Source organism: Rhodococcus sp. NPDC055112 (assembly GCF_053607505.1).
In genome coordinates, this window is sequence record NZ_JBSGTR010000005.1 from 21,542 (window position 1) to 25,642 (window position 4,101).

Below are 4,101 nucleotides of genomic sequence, written 5' to 3' on the forward strand. Positions count from 1 at the left end.
CTGCGGGGGTCGAACCTGCTCAGGCCGGGGTGGCCAGCACCGTGACCCGATCCGCTCCAGGTGCGCTGCGCACCTCCATGACAGGCGCATTCGGGGCCGAAACGACCGAACCGCCGGTCACTGTCACCCGGTATCCGGACGGGTACTCGATTCTCGGCATCGCGATCGATGTCACGGCTCCCTGGCGGAACTGCCCCCTGCCGTCGGCACGGGACGTCGAGTACTCCACCCGCAGAGTCGACGTCGCGCGATCGAACCCGTAGGACAGCGGCGTCCCGGACACCAGACGCGGATGCGGCACGGCCAACGTCTTCACCTTGTTCCACCGGACGTTGTCCCCGGTCGGGGGCTTGGCGGGGTCGAGCACGATGGCCTGCCCGGCCTGGTCCTGGGTGGTCGGGTCATCGCACCCGCAGTACGCCCAGTACTGCCAGCCGACCATGTTCTTCGCGGCGCGATCAAGCGTCGCGATCAGGGTCTTCTCGTCGTCGGTTGAGCCGAACTCGGTGAGCAGCAGTCCGGCGCCGGTGGCGCTGGCATGGGCCTCGGCATGGGTGAAGACGGAGTCGTCGAACGGCCCGCACACGTCGCCCGATGCAGAGCCGGAGCCGCCGCTGAGCGCCGCGAACGTGCAGTAGTCGTGGAAGGACAACGCCTCGTTGGGATCCCCTGTGGTCCCGGGGTTCGGCGGCACGCCGGCGTTGGACAGTGAGAACGGCTCGTAGAACACCATCGTGGCCGGGTCCTGGGCCCGGATCGCCTTCGCGAGCCGGTGGTGCATCGCGGTGAGCTTGGCGTTCGCGGCCGCACAGTCGCCGACGATGCACAGTGGATAGGAGCTGCCCGGCCAGGGCTCGTTCAGCAGGTCGTAGCCCATGACACCGGTCGTTCCGCGCAGGTAGCCGGCGGTGTGGGCCCATGCCGCCGCGAATCGGTCCTGGATGCCGATCCCGCCCGGACCTGCCTTGTTCGCGAGGAAGTTGTCGTAGTTGGCCAGGAGTGCCGGCATCGCGAACTGGTTGTAGGGGAAGCCCAACTTCGGGAACGCGGGAAGCCCGTCGTCGAGCACAGCCCAGTCGGGTTGCCACTCGCCCTGGAACTTCTCGTTCGCCAGGTCCTGGTGCATGTCGATCAGCGTGGTGATGCCGTGCGAAGCCAGCACACCGACGGTGTTCTTGATCCGCGCCAAGTAGGCATCGTCGTAGACGCCGGGATTCGGTTCGATGGCCTTCCAGATAAGGCCCAGACGCACACTGTCAAACCCGTTGTCCGCGAGAAATTGTGCGTCGTCGTCGCCGAATCCCAGTGCGTCGGGTGCGTAAGGCGCGTGTTTGGCCACCATGTTGACGCCGCTCGTGATCAGCACCCGTCCATCGGAGTCGGTGATCCACCGACCCGCGTGCGTGGTACCGGTCGGTACCGAGGCCGCGCCGTTCGCTGCGGGGGGCGCGGCCGAGGCAGGGTGGAGCGATGCCGAACCGAGGGTCAGTGAGGCGGCCACGGCAGCCACCGTCAGCGTGTTCGCGAATGTGGCTCGGGTGCGAGATCGGAAGGAAGGCATGGTGAGGTCGGTCTCCTCGTGACGGCGGCGGACGAATTCCCGGCGCGGACAGCAGGATGAGTCGCGATTGCCGCTGAGGGGTAGGGGCCACCCTAGCTTATTGATAACGATTTCTGTCGCCATTAAAGTGGTGGCCGGCCAGTGGGGACTGCGCGGCGGAGATCGTCGCGGCCTCGGGGGCTCCGGCGGAGCGACCCAAACACCGGGTGAACAGCCGGAAAACAGGGCGCCGCGGGGCCATGACGTGCGGTGAAATGCCTCCACCCTGCGTCCGCCTGGCTTTACGCGACCGTACGATTGCGCTGTGAGTGTTGTTCAGGCCGTGCTCCTGGCCGTGGTTGCCGCGTTCGGCGGGTACCTGGTCGGCGGGGTCCTCGTCCCGTTCCTGAAGAACCGATTCTCCAGGCGCGAAGCCGAACAGGCCGGCCTGACCATGTCCCAGGTCCTCGACCTCATCGTGCTCGCCTCACACAGCGGCATCGCGGTGGTGGACCGGTTCCACGATGTGGTGCTCTTCAATCCGCGCGCCGAGGAGCTGGGCCTGGTGCGCAACCGCACGGTCGAAGAGCGGGCCTGGCAGGCGGCGAATCAGGTGCTGACGACCGGGGTGCCGGTCGAGATGGACCTGAGCATCAAGAACCCGGCCCGCGGCAGGAACAAGATCGCGGTGCGCGGGGTGGCCCGGCTGCTCAGCGAGCAGGACCGCCGATTCGTCGTGCTGTTCGCGGACGACGACTCCGAGCAGGTCCGCATGGAGGCCACCCGCCGCGACTTCGTCGCCAACGTCAGTCACGAACTCAAGACCCCGGTCGGCGCGATGGGCCTGCTGGCCGAGGCGCTCCTCGAGTCCGCCGACGATCCGGAATCCGTGCGGCACTTCGGCGAGCGGGTGCTCAGCGAGTCGAAGCGGCTGGGGAACATGGTCAGCGAACTCATCGCGCTCTCCCGCCTGCAGGGCGCGGAGAAGCTGCCCGACCTCGAGGTGGTCGACGTGGACGAGGTGGTCGAGGAGGCCATGCGCCGTTCGCGGCTCACCGCGGAGGCGGCCGGGATCACGGTCACCGCCGACCGGCCGAGCGGACTCGAGGTGCTGGGCGACCGGACCCTGCTCATCACCGCGCTGTCGAACCTTGTCGAGAACGCGATCGCGTACTCGCCGCAGGGTTCGCCGGTGTCGGTGAGCCGGTCCAGGCGGGGTGACAAGGTCGCGATCGCCGTCACCGACCGTGGGATCGGCATCGCGAGCGAGGACCAGGAGCGGGTGTTCGAACGCTTCTTCCGCGTCGACAAGGCGCGGTCCCGATCCACCGGCGGTACCGGACTCGGCCTCGCGATCGCCAAGCACGTGGCGGCGAACCACAACGGCTCCATCACGCTGTGGAGCAAGGTGGGCACCGGGTCCACCTTCACGCTGCACATTCCGTGGCACGAGGAACTCTCCGACGACGCCGATGACGCGCCGGCGAGGAGTGCGATCTCGGCTCCCGGGATCCAGCTCAGGTCCGCGCCGATCGCGGACACACCCCCCGCTGCGGACGAGACGTCCGCAGCGAACAAGACCGCATCGATCGATCACGAAGTGACGCAGCACGAGGCTGCGCCGAGTCTGGAGGCAAACCGGTGACGAATGTGTTGATCGTGGAGGACGAGGAGTCGTTGGCCGACCCGCTCGCGTTCCTGCTCCGCAAGGAGGGGTTCGAGGCGACGGTGGTGGGGGACGGACCGTCCGCCCTCGCCGAGTTCGACCGGTCCGGCGCGGACATCGTGCTGCTGGACCTGATGCTCCCCGGGATGAGCGGCACCGACGTGTGCAAGCAACTCCGGGCGCGCTCCGGCGTTCCGGTGATCATGGTCACCGCCCGCGACAGCGAGATCGACAAGGTGGTCGGCCTGGAACTGGGCGCCGACGACTACGTCACCAAGCCCTACTCGGCCAGGGAACTGATCGCCCGGATCCGGGCGGTGCTGCGGCGCGGCGCCGACAACGACTCAGACAGCGATGCCGACGACGGCGTGCTCGAGGCGGGCCCGGTGCGGATGGACGTCGAGCGCCACATCGTCCAGGTCAACGGCGACACGGTCATGCTCCCGCTCAAGGAGTTCGACCTCCTCGAGTACCTGCTGCGCAACTCCGGACGGGTGCTCACCCGAGGCCAGCTCATCGACCGGGTGTGGGGTGCCGACTACGTCGGCGACACCAAGACCCTCGACGTGCACGTCAAGCGCCTGCGGTCGAAGATCGAGGCCGATCCGGCCAAGCCGGAGCACCTGGTCACCGTGCGCGGGTTGGGGTACAAGCTGGAGGGCTGATCTCATTTGGAGAACAGCGCCAAAAGAGGTTGACTCGACTAAGAGGTTATGCAAACCTAACCGCTGCCAGTGAGCCGTTGACTGGTGTTGGGGCAGTGAATGTCGGATCCGGTGTCTGTCGTCAGACCCGGCCGATGCCGGGGGCGTCGCTGCCTCAATAGTCCTGTTCACCCTGTGTGGTGGCTCGCGTCCTGCCGACGTGAGCGCCCGCGCCCCACGAAGGATCTGTA

Annotated in this window: 3 protein-coding genes; 2 read left to right on the plus strand and 1 reads right to left on the minus strand. The window is 67.5% G+C overall.

The genetic code is table 11. The annotated features are described in order from the left end of the window. Positions 1-19 precede the first annotated feature (19 nt). A complete protein-coding gene (locus ACWFRB_RS04160; protein ID WP_452639055.1) occupies positions 20-1,501 on the minus strand; it encodes a cellulase family glycosylhydrolase in 1,482 nt (493 codons plus the stop codon). A 364-nt stretch (positions 1,502-1,865) separates the two neighbouring features. On the opposite strand from ACWFRB_RS04160, the gene ACWFRB_RS04165 reads away from it, so the two are divergent. Together ACWFRB_RS04165 and ACWFRB_RS04170 are read left to right on the plus strand one after the other, a co-directional pair. Further along, positions 1,866-3,185: a sensor histidine kinase gene (locus tag ACWFRB_RS04165; protein ID WP_452639057.1), complete on the plus strand. Its 1,320-nt coding sequence runs from the start codon at positions 1,866-1,868 to the stop codon at positions 3,183-3,185. Continuing rightward, positions 3,182-3,871: a winged helix-turn-helix domain-containing protein gene (locus ACWFRB_RS04170; RefSeq protein WP_452639058.1), complete on the plus strand. Its 690-nt coding sequence runs from the start codon at positions 3,182-3,184 to the stop codon at positions 3,869-3,871. Before ACWFRB_RS04165 ends, ACWFRB_RS04170 begins: the two co-directional genes overlap by 4 nt. The last annotated feature ends 230 nt before the right edge of the window (positions 3,872-4,101 follow it).